The 20,265-nt window shown below is 61.9% G+C and carries 20 protein-coding genes; 16 read left to right on the top strand and 4 right to left on the bottom strand.

Annotation, left to right across the window (positions count from 1 at the left end):
• Positions 1-117: 117 nt before the first annotated feature.
• The 9 genes from QRN11_RS18720 (at position 118) to QRN11_RS18680 (ending at position 8,478) form a co-directional block, all read left to right on the top strand.
• Entirely contained in the window at positions 118-1,104 is a 987-nt protein-coding gene (locus QRN11_RS18720; RefSeq protein ID WP_285314000.1) for a Gfo/Idh/MocA family protein, read from the top strand.
• Positions 1,097-2,092 (top strand): LacI family DNA-binding transcriptional regulator, encoded by a 996-nt coding sequence (locus QRN11_RS18715; RefSeq protein WP_285313999.1) that lies wholly within the window; start codon positions 1,097-1,099, stop codon positions 2,090-2,092. The genes QRN11_RS18720 and QRN11_RS18715 overlap by 8 nt, the downstream gene beginning before the upstream one ends.
• Positions 2,089-2,667 carry a VOC family protein gene (locus QRN11_RS18710; protein ID WP_285313998.1) on the top strand — a complete coding sequence of 193 codons (579 nt, stop codon included), beginning with the start codon at positions 2,089-2,091 and terminating at the stop codon, positions 2,665-2,667. Before QRN11_RS18715 ends, QRN11_RS18710 begins: the two co-directional genes overlap by 4 nt.
• A gap of 3 nt (positions 2,668-2,670) precedes the next feature.
• Positions 2,671-3,570: a sugar phosphate isomerase/epimerase family protein gene (locus QRN11_RS18705; protein ID WP_285313997.1), complete on the top strand. Its 900-nt coding sequence runs from the start codon at positions 2,671-2,673 to the stop codon at positions 3,568-3,570.
• On the top strand, positions 3,570-4,562 hold the full coding sequence (locus QRN11_RS18700; RefSeq protein ID WP_285313996.1) for a Gfo/Idh/MocA family protein: 993 nt from the start codon (positions 3,570-3,572) through the stop codon (positions 4,560-4,562). The genes QRN11_RS18705 and QRN11_RS18700 overlap by 1 nt, the downstream gene beginning before the upstream one ends.
• Positions 4,563-4,792: 230 nt before the next feature.
• Positions 4,793-6,037, top strand: coding sequence for an MFS transporter (locus QRN11_RS18695; protein ID WP_502935051.1), 1,245 nt, complete (start codon positions 4,793-4,795; stop codon positions 6,035-6,037).
• A gap of 74 nt (positions 6,038-6,111) precedes the next feature.
• Positions 6,112-7,125, top strand: coding sequence for a Gfo/Idh/MocA family protein (locus QRN11_RS18690; protein ID WP_285313995.1), 1,014 nt, complete (start codon positions 6,112-6,114; stop codon positions 7,123-7,125).
• 129 nt (positions 7,126-7,254) lie between these two features.
• Complete coding sequence (locus tag QRN11_RS18685) at positions 7,255-8,004, top strand: SDR family NAD(P)-dependent oxidoreductase (protein ID WP_285313994.1); 750 nt, start codon at positions 7,255-7,257, stop codon at positions 8,002-8,004.
• A gap of 9 nt (positions 8,005-8,013) precedes the next feature.
• Positions 8,014-8,478, top strand: a complete 465-nt coding sequence (locus QRN11_RS18680) for a VOC family protein (RefSeq protein ID WP_285313993.1) — start codon at positions 8,014-8,016, stop codon at positions 8,476-8,478.
• 134 nt (positions 8,479-8,612) lie between these two features.
• Here the strand turns inward: QRN11_RS18680 and QRN11_RS18675 are convergent, their stop codons facing one another.
• The 4 genes from QRN11_RS18675 to QRN11_RS18660 form a co-directional block, all read right to left on the bottom strand.
• Positions 8,613-9,473: a carbohydrate ABC transporter permease gene (locus QRN11_RS18675; RefSeq protein WP_285313992.1), complete on the bottom strand. Its 861-nt coding sequence runs from the start codon at positions 9,471-9,473 to the stop codon at positions 8,613-8,615.
• Complete coding sequence (locus QRN11_RS18670) at positions 9,470-10,402, bottom strand: carbohydrate ABC transporter permease (protein ID WP_285313991.1); 933 nt, start codon at positions 10,400-10,402, stop codon at positions 9,470-9,472. Before QRN11_RS18670 ends, QRN11_RS18675 begins: the two co-directional genes overlap by 4 nt.
• 55 nt (positions 10,403-10,457) lie before the next feature.
• Positions 10,458-11,714 carry an ABC transporter substrate-binding protein gene (locus QRN11_RS18665; protein WP_285313990.1) on the bottom strand — a complete coding sequence of 419 codons (1,257 nt, stop codon included), beginning with the start codon at positions 11,712-11,714 and terminating at the stop codon, positions 10,458-10,460.
• A gap of 649 nt (positions 11,715-12,363) precedes the next feature.
• Positions 12,364-13,299, bottom strand: a complete 936-nt coding sequence (locus tag QRN11_RS18660) for an AraC family transcriptional regulator (RefSeq protein ID WP_285313989.1) — start codon at positions 13,297-13,299, stop codon at positions 12,364-12,366.
• A 279-nt stretch (positions 13,300-13,578) separates the two neighbouring features.
• Between QRN11_RS18660 and QRN11_RS18655 the strand changes: the two genes are divergently transcribed.
• The 7 genes from QRN11_RS18655 to QRN11_RS18625 all read left to right on the top strand — a co-directional run bounded on the left by QRN11_RS18655 (position 13,579) and on the right by QRN11_RS18625 (position 20,223).
• Positions 13,579-14,931, top strand: coding sequence for an ABC transporter substrate-binding protein (locus tag QRN11_RS18655; protein WP_285313988.1), 1,353 nt, complete (start codon positions 13,579-13,581; stop codon positions 14,929-14,931).
• A gap of 20 nt (positions 14,932-14,951) precedes the next feature.
• Complete coding sequence (locus tag QRN11_RS18650; protein WP_285313987.1) at positions 14,952-15,920, top strand: carbohydrate ABC transporter permease; 969 nt, start codon at positions 14,952-14,954, stop codon at positions 15,918-15,920.
• A complete protein-coding gene (locus QRN11_RS18645; RefSeq protein WP_285313986.1) occupies positions 15,917-16,837 on the top strand; it encodes a carbohydrate ABC transporter permease in 921 nt (306 codons plus the stop codon). Before QRN11_RS18650 ends, QRN11_RS18645 begins: the two co-directional genes overlap by 4 nt.
• A gap of 40 nt (positions 16,838-16,877) precedes the next feature.
• Positions 16,878-17,939, top strand: a complete 1,062-nt coding sequence (locus QRN11_RS18640; protein ID WP_285313985.1) for an NAD(P)-dependent alcohol dehydrogenase — start codon at positions 16,878-16,880, stop codon at positions 17,937-17,939.
• A gap of 41 nt (positions 17,940-17,980) precedes the next feature.
• Positions 17,981-18,988: a carbohydrate kinase family protein gene (locus tag QRN11_RS18635; RefSeq protein ID WP_285313984.1), complete on the top strand. Its 1,008-nt coding sequence runs from the start codon at positions 17,981-17,983 to the stop codon at positions 18,986-18,988.
• 104 nt (positions 18,989-19,092) lie between these two features.
• Complete coding sequence (locus QRN11_RS18630) at positions 19,093-19,929, top strand: alpha/beta hydrolase (protein ID WP_285313983.1); 837 nt, start codon at positions 19,093-19,095, stop codon at positions 19,927-19,929.
• A gap of 66 nt (positions 19,930-19,995) precedes the next feature.
• Complete coding sequence (locus tag QRN11_RS18625) at positions 19,996-20,223, top strand: alpha/beta hydrolase (protein ID WP_285313982.1); 228 nt, start codon at positions 19,996-19,998, stop codon at positions 20,221-20,223.
• Positions 20,224-20,265: the final 42 nt, after the last annotated feature.

Raw genomic sequence — 20,265 nt, 5'->3', positions numbered from 1 at the left:
AACTTCTTGACCAGCCCGGCCCTTATGGGTGGTAGTTCCATTGACAAACTCTCCCACCATCCATACTGTTATTGCAACCGATCTCAGCAACCGATCTCATACAAGGGGGTATTGCGGTTGACCAACGTACGCACAATCATTCTGGGTGCTTCGCATTGGCATGTTCCGCTCTGCGCGCAGGCGATTGCCGAAGAGCACGACGTTATCGGAGTCGGTGACGATGATATTTCCCTGATGCAGGTGCAGCAGCTGGCCAAGGTCTGGGGCGCACCGCTTGAAGCCGACTGGCAGAAGCTGGTCGATCTCCCCGACGTCGGACTCGCCTATGTCTTTGGTTCCCATGACGGTATGGCCGAAAAGTGCCTGGCCCTGATCGAGCGCGGCATCCCGTTCGTCGTCGAAAAGCCGTTGGGGACTTCCCTCAATGAGCTTTCTGCCGTGCGTCAGGCCGCCGCGGCAGCTGGAGTGCCTGCAACTGTACCCCTGGTCCAGCGCGGCGGACCCACCGAAAAATGGCTTGCCAAGGCGGGCCGGCCCACTTACCAGCGAACCTCATTTGTCGCTGGTCCACCGTCCCGGTATCTCGAAAATGGCAATGGCTGGATGCTGGACCCGGGTAAAGCGGCTGGGGGTTGCCTGGCCAACCTTGCGCCGCATTTTGTCGATCTGTTCCTCCGGGGCTGCGATGAGCCCGCAGCCCATGTGGACTCCCGGCTCTCATCGGTTCTTCACCGCCAGGCCGTCGAGGATCATGCAAGCCTCATCATCACGACACCGCAAGGACGCGAAGCCATTGTGGAGGTCGGCTACGCATTCCCTGGCTCTCCACTGAAGCGTTACTGCAGCTTTACCTCGGTCGGTGAGGCAGGATTCGCCTCCGTTGATTCGGACGGCACAGCTACTTTCACGGCACTGGACGGCACCACGGAGGTCGACAAGATCAATGTGGACAGCGACCCTCTCTACGATCCGTTCGTGCGGAGCGTCGCCCGGACGCTGGATGATGGGTTCCGGGGCCTGACTACGCTGGCCCAGCTCGAAAATGTCATGCGCCCCATCTGGCAGGCCTATGACGACCAGCACGGAGGAAAAGAACATGCCTGACTTGAGTATCGACGTCGTTGCAAAAGCTGCCGGTGTCCACCGCTCTACGGTTTCCCGGGCGTTCTCACGCCCAGAGGCTGTAAAGAGTGAAACACGCGAGCACATCCTCCGGGTCGCCGAGGGACTCGGCTACACGATGAGCCCGCTCGCCCAGGCGCTTCGGACCAAGAGCAGCACCTTCATCCCGCTGATCGTTCCTGACATCACCAACCCGTTCTTCGCAGAACTTGCCAAGACGATGACGCAGGCGGCGGACGAGCGCGGCTACCAGCTGCTGCTCTGCGTCACCAACGGGGACCCGGCCAAAACCGATGGCTACTTCACCGCCATGCAGGCCATGTATGCCCCCTTCGGAATTGTCGCGCCCTCCACAAAGGTCGATACCGAGGCCCTGAAACGCTTCGACTTTGGCCACAAAGTGGTGGTGATAGACCGGGTGGAAGGCGACGATGCGGTCCCAACCGTCACCGTCGACAGCCGCCGCGGAATCATGCTCGCATTGGAGCACCTGCACGGCCTCGGGCACACTTCGATCGGCTACGTTTCCGGCATCGCCGGAACGCACACCGCACAGGACCGGATGGACGCGTACCTGGAGCTGTCCGCCGAGAGCGGCAGCGCACCTGTCGTGCTGGACAGCGGGTCGGACCTCGATGCGGGCACGCGCGGCGCCGAACATTTCCTCGACATGGACAATCCGCCGACCGCCATCATCGCAGCAAACGACATGGTGGCCTTTGCAGTAATCTCCGCCCTCGGCCAACGCGGCGTACGCGTACCCGAGGACGTGTCAGTCATCGGGTTCGACGGTCTCGCTCTCGGCGCCCGGTTCAACCCTCCTCTGACCACGGTTCGCCAGCCCATCGCCGACATGGGACATATCGCCATCGAACTGGCTGAAAAGCAGAACGCGGACGGCTCCGTGGACCATATCGTCTTAGAACCTGAACTCCTGGTCCGCGGCTCCACCTCTGGACCGCGCGCATGACCGCGCAGGCTAACGGCGCCCAGACAGGAACACTGCGGCGGCTGCCGGGGCTCCAGCACACAGACCACGTCGGCCTAACGGTGCCCAACCTTGAAGACGGCGTCCGATTCTTCGTAGAAGTCCTTGGAGCTGAAGAGCTATACCGCTCCAAACGCGGGCCCGACGAAGAATTCATGCCCACAAATTTTGACGTCCCGGCGGATGCCAAGCTCACACTCGCGATGCTGCGCCTGCCACCGAACCTGAACATCGAGCTTTTCGAGTGGAGCAGCGCTGAGCGGCGCGAGACCCCGCCAAGGCATTGCGACGCCGGCGGGCACCACCTGTGCTTCGTCGTGGACGACGTCGATGAAGCGATCGCAGTGCTGCAGGAAACACCTGGGGTACGCGTGCTGGGTGAGCGCAAGGAAGTCGCCGGCGACAGCCCCCGGGTAGCCGGCAACCGCTGGACCTACTTCGTCACCCCGTGGGGATTGCTGATGGAAATCGTGGATCGGTCCCGCGTCGCAACCCCGCCCCGGCTGGTCGGTCCTGCGGACTGGACAGCAGCTCCAAACACTTCAGAAAGGACATAAACCATGCGGCTAGCCGGCCACACCCTAGGCACCCCGGACCACACGGTTCCCCAAGCACTTGATCTCTTCCGAGCCGCTGGGCTCGACGCTGCCGAGGTCATCTACCAGAATGACTACAAATCAGGATTGCCGCTAGGTGATCGTCGCGCCGCGATGGAGGCACTGAGAGCAGCCGAAAGCGCAGGCGTACCCATTGTTGGCCTGACGCCTTACACCACCGCCATCAACTCACTGGATAGCGTCGAATGGCGCACAGCAGTCGATGAATTCCGCGGCGCCATAGAGACCGCACACCTGCTCGGTGCTGACCGGGTCCGCGTCTACGCCGGATCCTGGCATCACGGGGACAACGACCACCCAGCGCATTGGGCAAAACTGCGTGAAGCATTAGAAACTCTCGCGCCTGTTGCAGAACAGGCCGGGGTTCGCCTTTGCGTGGAAAACCACTTCGGCACCATGACCCAGACCGCAGCGGATACCGCTGCCCTGGTCCGGGAGATAGACCACCCTGCCGTCCGCGTGCTTTACGACCAGGCGAACCTGACATTCACGCACGATGAAAAGTATGAACAGGCTATCGCTGTTCAAGGTGACCTGATCGGTCACGTCCACGTGAAGGACCTCGTCTTCACGGATCCCAACGCGGCCTTCCGCGCCACGGAAACGGCCCGGGTCAACGCTTCCGAGCGGGCCGTCCGGTCCCGCGTCGTCGGAAGCGGCGTCGTTCCCTGGCCCCAAATCCTCGCCGGGTTGCTGAAGCACGGCTACGACGACGTGCTGAGCATCGAGCTCGAGTACCGTTGGCACCCGCAAGACCTCCCTGCACCCGAGGACGGATTCCGGGAGTCCGCCGCCGTCCTGCGCTCAATGCTCTCTGACCTGGCCGAAGTGAGGAACGCCTGATGAACACCACCCGTCTCCGCGTCGGAGTTGTCGGCGCAGGCAACATCGCCACCATCGCCCAACTGCCCACCCTCGTCCAACGCGATGACGTTGAGCTGGCAGCCTTGGTCTCCCGGCGTGAGGATCCAAGCAGCCTGGTCCGGCGCTGGGGGTTCAACACCGCCTACAAAACGGTGGAGGACATGCTGGAGGCGCAGGAACTCGATGCAGTCTTCGTGCTGACGCCCCGCTCGGAGCACGCCCACGCCGTCCAACTGTGCCTGAACCGCAACGTCGACGTGTTCTGCGAAAAGCCGTTGGCTCCGGCAACCGATGAAGCAGAACGCCTGGCAGATCTCGCCGACGAGCGCGGCCGGATCCTCATGGTGGACTTCAACCGCCGCTATGCGCCCGTCTATACCGCCGGTAGGGAAGTCTTTGGAGCCAAAGGCGCCACCTTCTGCGTCGCCCAGAAAAACCGCCCGGGATCGGAATACCGTGCGACATTTGAGAACGCCATTCACATGGTCGATCTCCTCCGCTGGTACTGCGGTGGAGAACCGGTAGACGTCGCCGCCCACGCCGCCGGTGACGACCCTTGGGAAGAAGACGGTGTTGCAGCAACCATCCGCTTCAGCAGCGGGAACACGGGCGTGCTCATGGCCGCCAGAACCGCGGGCGCCTGGAATGAGAAACTCGATGCCTACGGCGACGGAAAGACCGTCGAAGTCAGGGCACCCGAAACCGTTGCGACCACCGTCAAGGGCGTCACTACATCACGCGAACTCAGCGCCGAGGCCTACGGCTGGGCCACCGCCACCGACACCCTGGGATTCTCGGCCGCCGTTCATCATTTCCTGGACCGGGTCGCCGACCGGGCCCAGCCACTGACCTCAGGCCGGGAGGCTGTCCACACCCAACGCTTGCTTGACCGGATTCTCGCTGCCGCCGGTTTGCCCACAGAAGAGCAAGCCGGCCGGGAATGGGCCAGCCACGCAGTAAACGGAAGCTAACAAACCAATCTGCCCGCCCTTCTCTACGGCACTCGCAACCGTTGAGCAATGTGGAACCGTTGCTTGAACAATCCTGCTGAAAATACGGAGGTGCAGCCATAGCTCTACCTCGCCTCCGTCAGGGCGGACCACAGACCGGGGGAGCGGGAGGACAACCGTTCCGCGGCCGGATCACCGCGCTCGCCGGCATCCTGCTGGTCGCGTTCAGCGCCAGAGAAGCCGTTTCGGCGGTGTCCCCACTCCTTGATCCGATCAGGGGGGATCTTTCCCTCGATCCGGTAACGACAGGGGTCCTTGGGATGCTCCCGACCGCGGGCTTCGCAGTGATGGGCTTCCTGGGTCTGCCGCTCCTCCGGCGAATCCAACTGGAACACCTGCTCCTCGTTTCGATCCTGCTCACAACACTTGGTCAGGTCGGCCGCGCACTGGGATGGAACATCCCGGCATTTTTGGTGTTCACCTGGGTCGCCATGCTCGGGATCGGGCTGGTCAATGTCGTAATTCCGCCTTTGCTGGTGAAGTACTTTCCCGACACAATCGGGGTCCTCGCAGCGCTCCACGTAACGCTCCTGGGCGTCAGCACGGCTGTGGCCGCCCAAACCGCCATACCCTTGGCACATCTTTATGGCTGGCGGTTCTCCATCGGCGTCTGGGCGGCCTTCAGCGCGGTCGCCGCGATACCTTGGCTGATAGTTCTCGCAGGCAAGCGGACCATGGCCCGATCCAGGACGTCACCAGCCAGCGATGGGCCCTCTGCCCCTACCAGTGCGATCAAACCCTGGAAATCATCTATTGGCTGGGGTGTAGCACTCGTCTTCGCAGGGTGCTCAAGCAATACTTTCGCTGCGCTCACTTGGCTTCCCGCTGTTCTTATCGACAGAGGAATGAATCAGGAAACCGCTGGATCCATGCTGGCGCTCTATTCAATCCTCGCCCTGCCAGTCGCCCTGGTTGTGCCTCTGGTAGTGGTGAGAACGCCTCGTCCGCTACCCGTCGCCATCCTGTTTGTCGTCGCCTTCACCATCGGCTACGGGGGCATAATCTTTGCTCCACCAGCCTCTGCAGTGGTCTGGGTCGCCATTGCCGGACTTGGCCAAGGCGTGTACTCCTTCGCGTTCACGATGATCAACAAGCGAACACGAACGCAATCCGGGTCAGGGATCCTCTCCGGGTTCGCCCAAGGAGTCGGCTACACCCTGGCAAGCGTTGGCCCATTCCTTTTTGGTCTGCTGCATCATCCAGGAGATGGCTGGCTGCCCTCGTTCAGCATGCTCGGAGCCTGGCTCGTGGTGCTTTCGGCAGGAGCCCTAATGGTCAACAAGCCACGCTTTCTCGAGGATTCCTTCCACGTGGTACGGCAAGGCACTCAAGAAACTACCGCAGGGCCCGACTGCACCGGATCACAAAGCCGAACCATTCTTCGCCGAAAGCGGAGAATGCCGGGACCAGAAAACACGCACCGAATAAACCCCTGACAGACCCTTCCTGCAACAGACCTTTATTGCAACCGACCTCGAAGGAGAGATGTGATGATCAACTGGTTCCTCCCGTGCCCGACCTTCGGCGGTACTACATGATGACCGCGGCGGGACATGCTCCTCGGGTCGCTGTCGTAGGAGCGGCCGGCTGGGCCGGATCAAGGCACGCGCGGGCATTTGCCGCGGCAGGAGCCAAGGTCGCCGTCCTGGTGGAGAAGGACGAGCGCGGCGCCGCCCTCGCGCAGGAGTTCGGCGCACAATTGATGCCCACTACGGCGGAACTCAAGCCCGAATATTTGGACCTGGTGGTTGTAGCAGTACCCACCACGGTGCAACCGGTCATGTGCGCAGATCTGCTGAACAGGGGATTCCGGGTGTTAACTGAAAAGCCGGTGGCCGCAGATGCCGGAGGTGCTGCCGTCCTGGCCGCCGCTTCCGGGGTGAACGAGAGACTCATGGTCGGGTATACGCTCCACCAGCATCCCGCCGCCGCACAGGTCACTCAATGGATCAGGGACAAGAACGTGATCGCCGTTTCTGTCCGTTCGGTCGCCCACAAACAGAACGTCGATTCATGGCGGGCTGATCCGAAAGAGGGCGGCGTCGCTGTCGTGAATGGCATTCACGCGATCGAATTAGTTTCATCATGGTTTGACGGCGACCCTGAAGTACTTACCACCAGCGCCAGCAGCGGCCTGTATGGGTCGCCGGTACCGGAGCACGTCGTGTCCCACCTCCAGTTTCCTGAGGGCGTCGTTTTCACCCTGCAGAGCCACTGGTCTCCCTGGCAAGAACCTGAAGGTCTTAATCAGGGCGATTGGAGCCTCACCATCGATGTCCTGGCAAGTGAAGGCCGGATGTTATGGACCAACGACTCCCTTCGCGTGTGGGAGCGTGACGGCGGCCATTACGAAAAGATTTTCGAGCCCTCTGACCTCTTCCTGCACCAGGCAGAGACGGCGCTGAAGTTCTGCGCCGGTGGAACTCCTCCAGTCGCGTTCGCCCAAGCACTCCGCGCCACACAAATCGCCGATGCAGTCCTGGCAGCGGCAACACCCAGCGCTGAAACCACAACCACCCCGTAGCATCACCGCAAACCTGAACAACAAGCCACCGTCGAATGAAACAACCTTAACGAAGGAACCAGAGATGAAACCAGCAACCCACGTTCCGACCGCGGGAGAACCGCGCGGCGTCCAGAGCGGAGAGAACCGATGAGCCTCAAAGACCAGGTGGTTCTAGTAACCGGATCAAGCGGAGGCATCGGCGATGCTGCCGTCAACGCATTCAAGGCTGCCGGCGCCACTGTCATCGGCGCTGACCGTTCCGCTAAAGACGACCAAACCTTGGATGCCTTCTACCCCCTCGACATCACCTCGGAACAACAATGCGCAGAGGTTGTGCAGGACATCGCGGCCCAGCACGGCCGCGTCGATGTCCTGGTCCATGCAGCCGGAGTGCTCGGCACCACCCCCGAGATCATGGAGACAACCACAGAAGAATTCGATTCCATTCTGAGGATCAATGCCTCTGCAACGTTCTCGATGGTACGAGAGACAGCAAAGTCAATGCTTGAGTCCGGCACGGCCGGCGCAATCGTGGTCCTATCTTCCGTTGCGGCCAAAGAAGCACGCCTCAACTACCTGCCTTACAACGCAAGCAAACTCGCAGTCCTGCACATCATGTGGTCGTTCGCGGAACTGCTTGGACCTCAAGGCATCTCTGTCAACGCCATCGTTCCGGGTCCGGTGAACACACCCATGCGGGCGCAGTTTGACAAGGATTCGAGCCCGGACGCGGCAGCCAGCCGCGCGAAGAGGGCAGCGCAACTGCCGATGCGCCGGTTTGCCGAACCCGACGAAGTCGCCCGCGCCATCCTGTTCCTGACAGATCCCGACAATCGCTACATCACAGGAGTATCTCTGGATGTGGCCGGCGGAGCGCACCTGGGAATGGGAACCTGAGGCGGAGAAATGAAAACTGCAATTCGACATCATCACACTGCCCTGCACGTTAGGGACATGGAGCGCAGCGCCCGGTTCTACGTGGAAGGGCTTGGCCTTACCCGCGTGAAAGCGTGGACGTCGGGTCCGTACGTCGGCGAACTATACGGCCGTCCCAACGTCAAGGTCCACGCCCTGATGCTCACAACGGGTGACGGGGCCTTCAACTTGGAACTGGTCCAGGTTGAGGATCCGCCGCCGGCCGTAAATCCATCAGAGGCACCGCCGGGGACTGCCCATCTTGCCTTTACCGATATCGACCTGCGCAAGGTTTACGCCAAAATGACAGCACTCGGCTACAGGGCTTTGTCCGAACCGGTCGCACCCACGTCAGGCCCGGTTTCAGGAGGCCTGCTGATCTACCTGCTCGATCCGGACGGAAACCGTGTGGAGCTAATTCAGCCGCCCGACTGGCAGCCAGGCGACAACTCTTGAGCTATCCGCATCCGACAGACATGAGTTGTGACGTCGGCTGAGGTGAGCTGGTCTAAACAGGCACGCCACGTGACCGCTGGGAGGCGGTCACGTGGCGTGCTTTTTGGTTGGGCCGGAAAGAACTCTTGCTTCGGTTATCCCTTGACACCGCCGGACGTCATCCCGGCAACAAACCAGCGCTGGAACGCCAGGAAGATGGAGAGAACGGGGATGAAGGCAACGACGATGAATGCAGCGAAGAGTCCCCAGAAGCTGCCGAAACCGGTGGTTATGTAACGCACGATGCCGTTCTGGACGGTCTTCATGTCTTCTGTGGTAGCCAGTACCGTTCCTACAAGAAAGTCGTTCCAAACGAATACGAAGATGAAGATTGCTACAGCAGCAATCCCGGGGCGGATGAGCGGCAGAATGATGCGCCACAGGATCTGCAGCCGTGAGCAGCCATCGATGGCGGCCGCTTCCTCAATCTCAACAGGAATATTCTCGATGAAGTTGCGCAGGAACAGGATGGTCTGTCCACAGATGATGGCCGTGTAGACGACGATCAGCAGCGGGTAGGTGTTGATCAACGCCGTTCTGACGAACATGGAGTACAGGGCGATGAAGACCACAATCGCTGGAACCATCGAAAGCACCAGGATCCCTGTCATCAAAGTTTCCATCCGCCGGCTTCGGTACCTGGTGGCAACATATGCCGCAGGAATGGAAATCGCCAACGCGAGAATGATGGAGCCCACAGCGTAAATCAGGGAGTTGATGAAGAACCGGCTGTTCGTTGAGGTCAGCAGGCCAACATAGCCCTCGAATGAGAGCGGGTCCGGGATCCACCGTGGCGGGAACTCGATGGTATCCGAGGCGGTTTTCAGCGAGGTGGAGACGATCCAGGCGACAGGCGGTAGAACGACTGCGGCTGAGAGGATGACGTATGCCCAGGCCGGAACCGCCCGAAGGACCGCGCCGGGCCTGCCTTGGCGACGCGAGGTGGTGGTGCTCACAGGCTTTCCTTCCGTCGGAAGCGAATCGCGACAAGGGTGAGGACAATGTTCACGGCAAAAAGGAGGATGGCTGTGGCCGACGCCCCGGAAAGATCGAACTTGTCGAACATCTGGTTGTATACCCGCATTGACAGGGTCTCGGTCGAACCGATGGGACCGCCTCTTGTGGTCACCAGGATGATGGTGACCATCTGTACATAGAGCATGAGTAGAACGATCACCACGGAGACGATCGTGTTGCGCAGGTGAGGCAATGTGACGTTAAGAAACGCGTGCCGAATGCCACCGCCGTCCACCTTGAGGCTTTCGTACAATTCTCCCGGGATGGTCTGAAGGGCGCCGAGGAAAAGAAGCATCGCTTGCGGGTAGGACCACCACGCCGTCATCAGTGTCACGGCAACGAGCGCACTGTTTGGGGATGAGAAGACATCAGTAGGACCGAACCCCAGGGACTTGGTGATAGCTGAAGCAGGCCCATAATTGGGATTGAGGAACCAGAGCCAGATTGTTCCTGCTGTTGCCTGGGATAGAAGCCATGGCAAGAGGAACAAGCTGCGGACAGAGCGCTTGAACCGGTGCAGGTTGTTCAGCACAATCGCAGACAAGAGTCCCGCAGGCAACGCGATGACCAACGCCCCGAGCGAAAATACAAGCGTTGTCCAGATGCGGGCGGGCAGCTCCGAGTCCGCGAACAACTCCGCGAAAGCGTTCAGACCAGAGAATTTGCCAATCTGGTAATACGAAGTCTCGTGGAGCGCTGTCCACGCCGTGTAGATGAGCGGTCCAACGAAGACAAAGAGAAACACGGCTGTGACGGGGACGACGTACAACCAGACCATGCGGTCTTTACGAGCTCGGCGGAAAGCCTGGACTCCTGCAGGTGGAGTAGCAGTTTGGGATGAAGTGCGGGGCGGGCTGTTTGTTGACATTATCTCTCCCTTCCGGAGGGAGCCTGATACTCAGGCTCCCTCCGGATGTTGGGGCCTATTTCTTGTTGGCCGCGTCCTGGGCGGAACGGATAAACTCGCTCCCCGACAGGCCGTTGAGGGTTAGTCTCTGCCCGGCTTGGGAGAGCCCGGTGGCCAGCGAAGTCCAGTTATCGGAATAGGTGCGGGGTTCGCTGTTGCTCTTGACGTAGGCGGCGATGTCGTTCACCGTTTTTGCTTCGGGCGTGGAGAAGAACGCCTGCTCATAAGTGGCCGCACGTGTGGGGACCTCGCCGCCGGTGGCCATCTTCGCGCCGGCCTCAGGACCTGTCATGTACTCGATAAACTTCCAGGCCGCCTCTGTATTTTTGCTTCCTGAGCCTATTCCCAGAGTCCATCCAATAGTGGTGCCGGTGGTGTCTCCAGTAGTTGCCTTTGGCAAGGCGGTCCACTTGACGTCCGGATTCTGCTTTGCGAACGAGACGATGCGTTCCGTGCCGAGTACCGACATTGCGACAGTGCCGCTGGCCATGCCGTCGGCTACGGTGCCGTACGTGTCGGAAACGACATTGCTACCCAGTGCCTTCGCATCCCGGAGCTCGGCGAGGAAGTTGCCAAACTCCTCGGCCTTTTTGGTGGCGAAATCTGCCTGTCCGTCTGCAGTCCATATGTCCTGATCAACTTGCGTCATGAAGCAGTTGAAGAAAGTGCTGATGATGGCTGAATTGTCAGTGTCCGAGAACCCGGTTCCGAAACCGGTGAATCCAGCCGCTGCCGCTTTGCGTGCCACCTCGACGACTTCCTTGTACGTGGTCGGAGTGGCCGCACCGATCTGGGAAAGAATCTTCTCGTTGTAGTACAGCGCACAGGTGCGGTACTCATAGGGCACCGCCACGGGCTTGCCGTCAGGACCCGCGAGAGTGTCGGTGGGGCGAAGCCAGTCAGTGACACCGGACGCAGCATCAGGCAGCGGGGAGTAGACGCCGGCAGCGGCCATTTGGGGGACGACCGGGGTGAACATTTTGAACACATCGGGTGCCTGACCAGCCGCTGCTGACTGCGGCAGCCTGTTCAACATGTCGCCCAGCGAAACCACCGAGAGATTGATCTTGATATCAGGGTTTGCCGCCTCGAAGTTGGCGATGTTCTCCTTCAACGCCTTTGATCGCGGATTGTCCTGGCTGGGATCAAGGAAGTCCCAGTAACTGAGCGTCACCGGCCCCTCGGGTTCCGAAGTTGAAGGCGAGCAGCCGCTGAGTGCAAGGCTGGCTACGACGGCTGAGACGAGTGCCAGGCCCCATCGCTTTTTGATCATGAGTTTCTCCTGTGGACTGGGTTGCTAATGCGGGAGCATGCCGTATCCAAAACGCCGCCTGCTAAACGCGGGGCTACCGAAGGTCCGGGAATGAGCGACTTGATCATCGAGTCTCTCCTTTGAGATCGGTTGCATTCGCTAGAGCAGTGAGATCGGTTGCTGAGATCGGTTGCAATAAACATAGGTCTACGCAAAGGGTCTGTCAAGGATTCCTTGTGCTCAAGATTTTGAGGCTCCGGCGCGCGCTGGTGCCGTCGGTCTCTGCATCGGTTTCTTGATTCCCTAGGGCATGTGGCCGTCCGGCCCTAGTTCAGCCCTACGGCCAGCGGCGCCTTATAACGCCGATAGTGGACCTTGGGTGCGCTTTCCTTGAAAGTCGCAGCTGCTCGCGGAACTATGAGTGCTGGAAATAGCTGGGCGGGAGGCACCAGGTACGGGTTGGGTCATGTGGTTCCACGTTCCGGTGCCGTCGGTTTGGCCATGGTTGGCCCACACCTGTTCATGGCTTTGGGCTGCGGGTACGACATGGCGAGGCCTTTGGCGCAACGGTCTAGAAGATCGTTTTTGGTTGCGGGGGAGTCGTGCTCTGGACTTGTCTTGCCTATGGTGTCCACTGAACCAGCCGGCTCCAGGAAAGTGTGGTTCTGGGTCAACCCCTACCCTCATTCTGGATGCGCTGTCGGAATTGCCTCGGCGTTTCCCCCGTATCGTTGAGAAAATGCCGGTTGAAGTTGGAGAGATTAGAGAAGCCCACTTCATAGCAGATGTCAGAAATAGCCGTGTCAGTGCTCTCCAGGAGACGCCGGGCGTGGGCCAGCCTCAGCTTACGGACCAGGTCGCTGAAGTTCTGGCCGGTAGCGCGTTTGAAGTATTTCGAAAATGACGCCTCCTGCATGCCCACCATGCCGGCGGCCTCCGACATTTTGATGGTGCCGGCGTGGTTGCTGAACACGTATTCAAGGACTAGATCGACGACGGCGGCGGCCTGGCCGTCCAGCTGCGGCCGGAACCATTCCTCCGCCAGGTAGCGCCGGTCTTCCTCGGGTGCGCCGGTCAGGACCGCGAACAAGTCAAAAAGGTGCTGCAGCCGCGCCAATCCACTGGTGGTCCCCATCGCCTCGATGGCCGCTGCTGCAGCTTTGGCTGAGGATCCCAGAAATTCTATGCCGCGCTGGGACTGTTCCAGCAGCGGCTTCACCTCTGCCATTTCGGGAACCAGGGAGGAGGTTTGCTCCACCCACTTGCCGTCGAACTGGATGACGGCGTCCCTGTTCTCCAGGAACTCACCGGGCTGCAAGTCACTGACCCAATCGTGCGGCAGTCCTGACCCGACGAGGGCAACGTGGCCGGCCTCGAAGGTGCCGATGTGGTCGCCGACGATGAACTTTCCCGTGCCCTTTCGAATGAGGTGGATCTCGTACTCGGGGTGGTAATTCCATCGTGCGACCGGGCTTGGATAGCTGTGCTGGTGCCACCGGACAGAGTGGTTGGGATCAGGCGGAATAACCTCACGGTTGGCCCGCATCCCCAGGAGCCGTTCGGCAAGCCTGGCCGTCGCCCCCTCAGCAGTATCCGGGGCAGTCATCGATTTGCTCCTAAGGCTCGGTAGTTTATGAAATCTGGACAGGGTACCCGGTCCCCGATCCCACAATACCGCTTGCCGCTTCTGCAGCTAAGGAAAATAAGTATCAGAAAGTGGCAACCACGACGCTAGTTGTAGCTGCACCCCGCGCCTAATCTTGAAGAACATCAGCGCGGGACCCCGGACCTTCCGGTGGCAGCCCCCGCCCCGGTCGAGCATCCTGACACGGCAGTCGAGGTGTGGTGACCTTGCATCATCCCCTGAAGAACAAAGGAGTCCTTAATGCGCCCAAAAATGCGTGCTGCGACCCTGGCCGCCGGCGCTTTGTGCGTCGCACTGAGTGCCTCGGCCTGTGCAGGTGCCGGTGGAGCCAATTCTGCCGGAGACCCCAACAGCATCAGTGTCCTGATGGTCAACAACCCCCAGATGGAAGATCTGCAAAGGCTCACCGCCGAGAACTTCACCAAGGAAACCGGCATTAGGGTCAATTACACGATCCTGCCGGAGAACGACGTCCGGGCCAAGATCAGCCAGGAGTTCTCCAGCCAGGCCGGCCAGTACGACGTCGCCTCCCTCTCCAACTACGAGATCCCGTTCTATTCCGCCAATGGCTGGCTCGCCCCGCTTGACGATGTGGCCAAGGACCCGGAGTTTGACCAGGACGACATCCTCCCCGCCTACACCGCATCCCTCACCGGCGAAGACGGCAAGCTCTACGGCGAACCGTTCTACGGCGAGTCGTCCTTCTTGATGTACCGCAAGGACATCCTGGAGGCCAAGGGCCTGAGCATGCCGGCGAAGCCCACCTGGGGTGAAGTCGCGGAGATAGCGGCGAAGGTGGACGGCGCGGAGCCGGGCATGAAGGGCATCTGCCTGCGCGGCCAGCCGGGCTGGGGGCAGGTCTTCGCGCCGCTGACCACTGTGGTGAACACCTTCGGCGGTACCTGGTTCGACAAGGACTGGAACGCGCAGGTCAACTCGCCGGAGTTCACCCAAGCAGTGGAGTTTTACACCAGGCTGGTCCGCGAGCACGGTGAAGCCGGTGCCGCGCAGGCCGGGTTTACCGAGTGCCTGAACAACATGAGCCAGAGCAACGTAGCCATGTGGTACGACGCCACCTCTGCCGCAGGCGCCCTGGAAGCCGAGGACTCGCCGGTCAAGGGCAAGATCGGCTACGCCCAGGCACCCGTGAAGGAAACCAAGTCCTCCGGCTGGCTCTGGACTTGGTCCTGGGCCATGCAGGCTGCGTCCAAGAAACAGGACTCTGCCGAGAAATTCATTGCCTGGGCCAGCTCTAAGGACTACGAAGCCCTTGTGGCTGACAAGTTCGGTTGGGCCAAGGTCCCATCCGGCAAGCGCATCTCCACTTACGAGAACACCGAATTCCAGAAGGCGGCCCCGTTCTTCGAAGCCGAGCGCTTCGCCATAGAGAACGCCGACCCGAAGAACCCCGGCGCGCAGGAACGTCCCGCCGTCGGCATCCAGTTCGTCGGCATCCCCGAATTCGCTGCGTTGGGCACCAACGTTTCCCAGGGCGTCAGCTCCGCCATCGCCGGCCAGGGCAGCGTGGCCGACGCGCTGGCCAAGGGCCAGGAAGCCGCCCAAAAAGTAGCCAACAAGTACAAGCAGCCCTAACCGAACCGCAGGAGAACATCATGACTACCGCAACGGCGCGCATCTCCCGCCCGGGACGCAATGCAGCCACCCCCTCACGAGACGCCAAGTCGCGCGAACGCGCCCTGGCCTGGGCACGGCGGGCGCCACTGCTTCCGGCCCTGGTCTTCCTCATCCTGGTCACCCAGCTCCCGTTCGTGGTGACCCTGATCATCTCGTTCATGAACTGGAACAGCCTCAGCCCGGACAAGACCGCCTTCGCCGGCCTCGAGAACTACGCCACCGTCCTCACGGACCCTGACCTGCGCCAGGCAATCTTCACCACCATCCTCCTTACCGTCTCCGTGGTGCTGATCAGCCTGCTCATCGGCCTGGGCCTGGCCCTGCTGCTGGACAAGAAATTCATGGGCCGCGGGCTGGCCCGGACACTGCTGATCGCACCCTTCCTGGTGGTCCCGGTGGCCGCGGCGCTGATCTGGAAGCATGCCCTGCTCAACCCGACGTACGGGCTGATCAACGGCGTCCTGACCTGGATCTGGTCACTGTTCGGCAGCGCGCCGGCACCCCAGCTGGATCTGCTCTCGCAGGCACCCATGATGGCCGTGATCCTCTCCCTGGTGTGGCAGTGGACGCCCTTCATGATGCTGATCCTGCTGGCCGGCCTCCAGTCGCGTCCCATGGACACCGTGGAAGCGGCCCAGATGGACGGCGCCACACCATGGGGGATCTTCCGGCACCTGACGCTGCCGCACCTGCGACAGTACCTGGAACTCGGCGGGCTCCTCGGCGCCATCTACATCGTGCAGAACTTCGACGCCGTCTTCACCCTCACCGCAGGCGGGCTGGGCACAGCCAACCTGCCGTACGCCATTTACCAGACGTTCTACTTCGCTAACGAATACGGCCTGGCGTCCGCCGCCGGGGTTGTCGTGGTCATCGGCACCATCATCGTGGCAACCTTCGCCCTCCGCACCGTCTTTTCACTCTTCAAGAAGGAGGCAGCACGATGAGCATAATCAGCCCAGCTGCACCGGAAAGCACCCCTCCGGGCCCGACCGCGCTGAACACCGGCCGCGCTCCACGCCGTGGCAAGGCGCGCATGGACCCCACCTGCAACAACACCGCCGCCGGCGTCGCGGCCTGGCTGCTCGCCCTGCTCTTCGCATCCCCGGTCCTGTGGATGATCCTCACGTCGTTCCACTCGGAGACCGACGCTGCAACGAATCCGCCCTCGATCGCCGCAAACCTGACCCTGGACGCCTACCGGGAGTTCTTCGGCGAAACCTCCGGCGTCAGCCCCTGGCCATCCCTGATCAATTCCGCCACCACCTCAATCCTGTCCACCGTCCTGGTGCTGCTCCTGGCCTTCCCTGCCGCGTATGCACTGTCCATCCGGCCGGTGAAAAAGTGGACCGACGTGATGTTCTTCTTCCTCTCCACAAAGATGATGCCCGTGGTTGCGGCCATCCTGCCGCTGTACCTCTTCGCCCGCACCGTGGGGGCGCTGGACAACATCTGGTTCCTGATCCTGATGTACACGTCCATGAACCTGCCCATCGCCGTCTGGATGATGCGGTCGTTCCTGGCCGAGGTGCCGGAAGAAATGCTGGAGGCGGCGCAGATCGACGGCGCCAACCTCCTGCTTATCCTCCGCAAAATCATCGCGCCGGTGGCCATGCCCGGCATCGCCGCCACGGCCCTGATCTGCTTCATCTTCAGCTGGAATGAACTGCTCCTGGCCCGGGTCCTGACCGGCGTGGTGGCAGGCACCGCCCCGGTCTTCCTGACCGGTTTCGTCTCCGGCCAGGGACTGTTCCTCGCCCAGGTCTGCGCAGCCGCCGTCGTGATCTCCCTGCCGGTGCTGTTCGCCGGGTTCGCGGCCCAGGACAAGCTGGTCCAGGGGCTCTCCCTCGGCGCCGTGAAGTAAACGCGCCGGATCCACACCAATTCTTCAGAGGACTACTTCGATGACAACAACAAACACCCAGTCTGCGCCAACGCGCCAGCAGGACCTGCCCGCCACCATGCGCGCCAACATCCTGAAGAGCCAGGGCGACATGGCCATGGAGACCCTGCCCCTTCCCGAGCTCGACGCCGACCAGGTCCTGGTGCAGGTTGCCGCCGTCGGCGTTTGCGGCAGCGACGTGCACTACTACGAGCACGGACGGATCGGCCCCTACGTGGTGGACCACCCGCTGATCCTTGGCCATGAGCTCTCGGGCCGGATTGCCGCCGTCGGCAGTTCCGTTGACCCCGGCCGCATCGGCCGGCGCGTCGCCGTCGAACCCCAACGCCCCTGCCGTAAGTGCAAGCAGTGCAAGGCCGGCCGCTACAACCTCTGCCCGGACATCGAGTTCTACGCCACCCCGCCGATCGACGGCGCCTTCGCCGAATACGTCACCATCCAGAGCGATTTCGCCTACGACATCCCGGACAGCGTCAGCGACGAGTCAGCTGCCCTGATCGAACCGCTCTCGGTGGGTTTGTGGGCCTGTGAACGGGCCGGGATCAAGCCCGGCAGCAAGGTCCTGATCGCAGGTGCCGGACCGATCGGCATCATCGCCGCCCAGGCCGCCCGCGCTTACGGCGCCACCGAAATCTACATCAGCGACATCGCCGAGGACCGGCTCGACTTCGCCTTGGAACACGGCGCAACGCATGCCATCAACGCGAAGACCGACAGCGTCGAAGGGCTCGACGTCGACGCGTTCATTGACGCGTCCGGCGCACCGCAGGCGGTCCGTTCGGGCATCAAGGCCGTGGCACCCGCTGGTCGGGTCATCCTGGTGGGGCTGGGTGCCGACGACGTCGAACTGCCCGTCTCGTATATCCAAAACCGGGAGATCTGGCTCTCCGGCGTCTTCCGCTACACCAACACCTGGCCGCTGGCCATCCAGCTCATCGCTGACGGAAAAGTGGACCTGGACATCCTGGTCACCGGCAAGTTTGCCCTCGCTGAGTCCGAAGAGGCCCTCAAGGCCGGCAAGCAGCCTGGCCAGCTCAAAGCCGTGGTTTACCCGGGCCGCTGAGCCCTGCGCCTTCCCCGCCAAGAAACACGGAGAAACCAGCCATGCCAATACTTTCCAACCCAGCTGATCCCACGCCTGGCAAACCCTTGGTGACCGTGATCGGTGAGTCCCTGGTGGACATCATCGATGACCCGCACCGGGGGACCGCCGGCCGTCAAGCGCACCCGGGCGGCAGCCCCCTGAACGTTGCCGTGGGAACTGCACGGCTGGGACTCCCGACAACCTTGGTGACGCATTACGACGACGACGCGTTGGGGCTAATGGTCGACCAGCACCTGCAGTCCAACGGCGTTTCACGGATCCGGGGCGGCACTTCACCCACGTCCACAGCAACCGCAACCCTGGGCCAGGACGGTGCCGCAAGGTATGCCTTCGACATCACCTGGGATTTCAACGGTGCGTCGCTTCCCGCCCTTGCCGCCGTGGAGGCCTCCGCGCACGTCCACACCGGTTCCATCGCCACCATGCTGCAACCGGGCAACCACGCCACGCTGGCGCTGGTGGAAGCGGCCCAGGCCGGCGCCACCGTGAGTTACGACCCCAACTGCCGGCCAAGCATCAGTCCCGGTGTTGCCGCCGCCCGGCGGCAGGCCGAAGTGTTCGTCGCTGCGAGCGACATTGTCAAGGCGAGCGATGAGGACCTGGCATGGCTCTACCCGGACAGGACTCCGGACGAGTCGCTAACTGCCTGGCTGGAGCTCGGTCCGGGGTTGGTGGCCCTGACCCGCGGGGCACATGGACCCGTGCTCCTCAACAGGCAGGGCCGCGTGGAACTGCCGGGCGAAGCCATTGACGTCGTGGACACCGTGGGGGCGGGCGACTCCTTTATGGCCGCCCTCATCTCCGGCCTTGCCCAGCTCGATGTCCTCGGTGCTCCTGGCAGGGAACGGTTGCGAAGCCTTGCGTCCGGTGATCTTCGCGCACTGGCCGTCTACGCCAACAGGGCGGCAGCGATCACTTGTTCCCGCCCCGGCGCCAATCCACCCTCGTCCGGAGAAGTGGACCCCATTACCGCCCCGGGCTCGTCCGGTTGGGGGGCCCTGGCATAACCCGTTTCATCAGGGACTCCCACTCGCCACTACGCCCATGGTGTGCTCGAAAGGACGACGAAGTCCATCAGATTACGCAACTGACGATCACGAGGATAAACACGATGAGCACGGACTCCAACGTAAACAACACGGCCAAGGCACAGACTGGCGTCTCGCGGCGCAACCTGATTGAGCTGATAGGTGCGGGCGGGGCGGCTATTGGGTTCTCCACCGCCGCGGGGCTGGCAGGAGCCGGGCCGGCTTTCGCTGCACCGGCTGTTTCCCGCAACAACCTGGAGCCCGGCGATACCTCCAACGGGGCTGACAACTTCTACACCAGCGACCAGGTCACGGTGAAGAAGATCTCGTTCAGGAACAAGTACGAGATGAAGGTCGTCGGGAACCTTTTCGTCCCGAACGCCCTGAACCGGGGGACCACCCACCCGGCACTGGTAGTGGGGCATCCCATGGGTGCCGTGAAGGAACAGAGCGCCAACCTCTACGCCACCAAGATGGCGGAGCAGGGCTATGTGACGCTCTCCTTTGACCTGTCGTTCTGGGGCGAGAGCGCGGGCAAGCCCGGAAACTCGGTGCTTCCCGACGTTTATGCGGAAGACTTCAGCACCGCCGTCGACTACCTGCGTGCCCAGCCCTTCGTGGATAAGGAACGCGTCGGGGCCATCGGGATCTGCGGCAGCGGCAGCTTCGTGATCAGCGCGGCCAAGCTTGACCCGCGGATCAAGGCGATTGCCACGGTGAGCATGTACGACATGGGCGCCGCCAACCGCGACGGGCTGATCAAATCCGTGACCCTGGAACAGCGCAAGACCATGATCGCGCAGGCCGCTGCCCAGCGGGACGTCGAGTTCGCGGGCGGCGCCATCGAGTACACCGGCGGCACCCCGGACGAGCTCACGGCGGACTCCACGGCGGTGGACCGGGAATTCTATGACTTCTAACGGACCGCCCGCGGCTACCACCCGAACACCACCACGCACCCCGCCCTGGCCACGAATACCAAGTTCATGAACTTCCATCCGTTCAACGACCTGGAACTGATTGCGCCCCGGCCGCTGCTGTTCATCGCCGGGGACCAGGCCCATTCGCGGGAGTTCAGCGAAGAGGCGTACCGCCTCGCCACCGGACCGAAGGAACTCTTCTGGGTGCCAGGAGCCGGCCACGTGGACCTGTACGACCGCGTGGGCCTCATCCCCTTCGGCAAGCTCACCGATTTCTTCCGGACACAGCTCTAGGAAGTTCGCGGTCTAAACCATCTGCTGGATGCTGGCCAGCAT

It is taken from the genome of Pseudarthrobacter sp. fls2-241-R2A-168 (assembly GCF_030209335.1).
Classification (GTDB): Bacteria; Actinomycetota; Actinomycetes; order Actinomycetales; family Micrococcaceae; genus Arthrobacter.
Note: the sequence above shows the minus strand (reverse complement) of the source record. Positions and strands in the feature narration are given on the sequence as shown.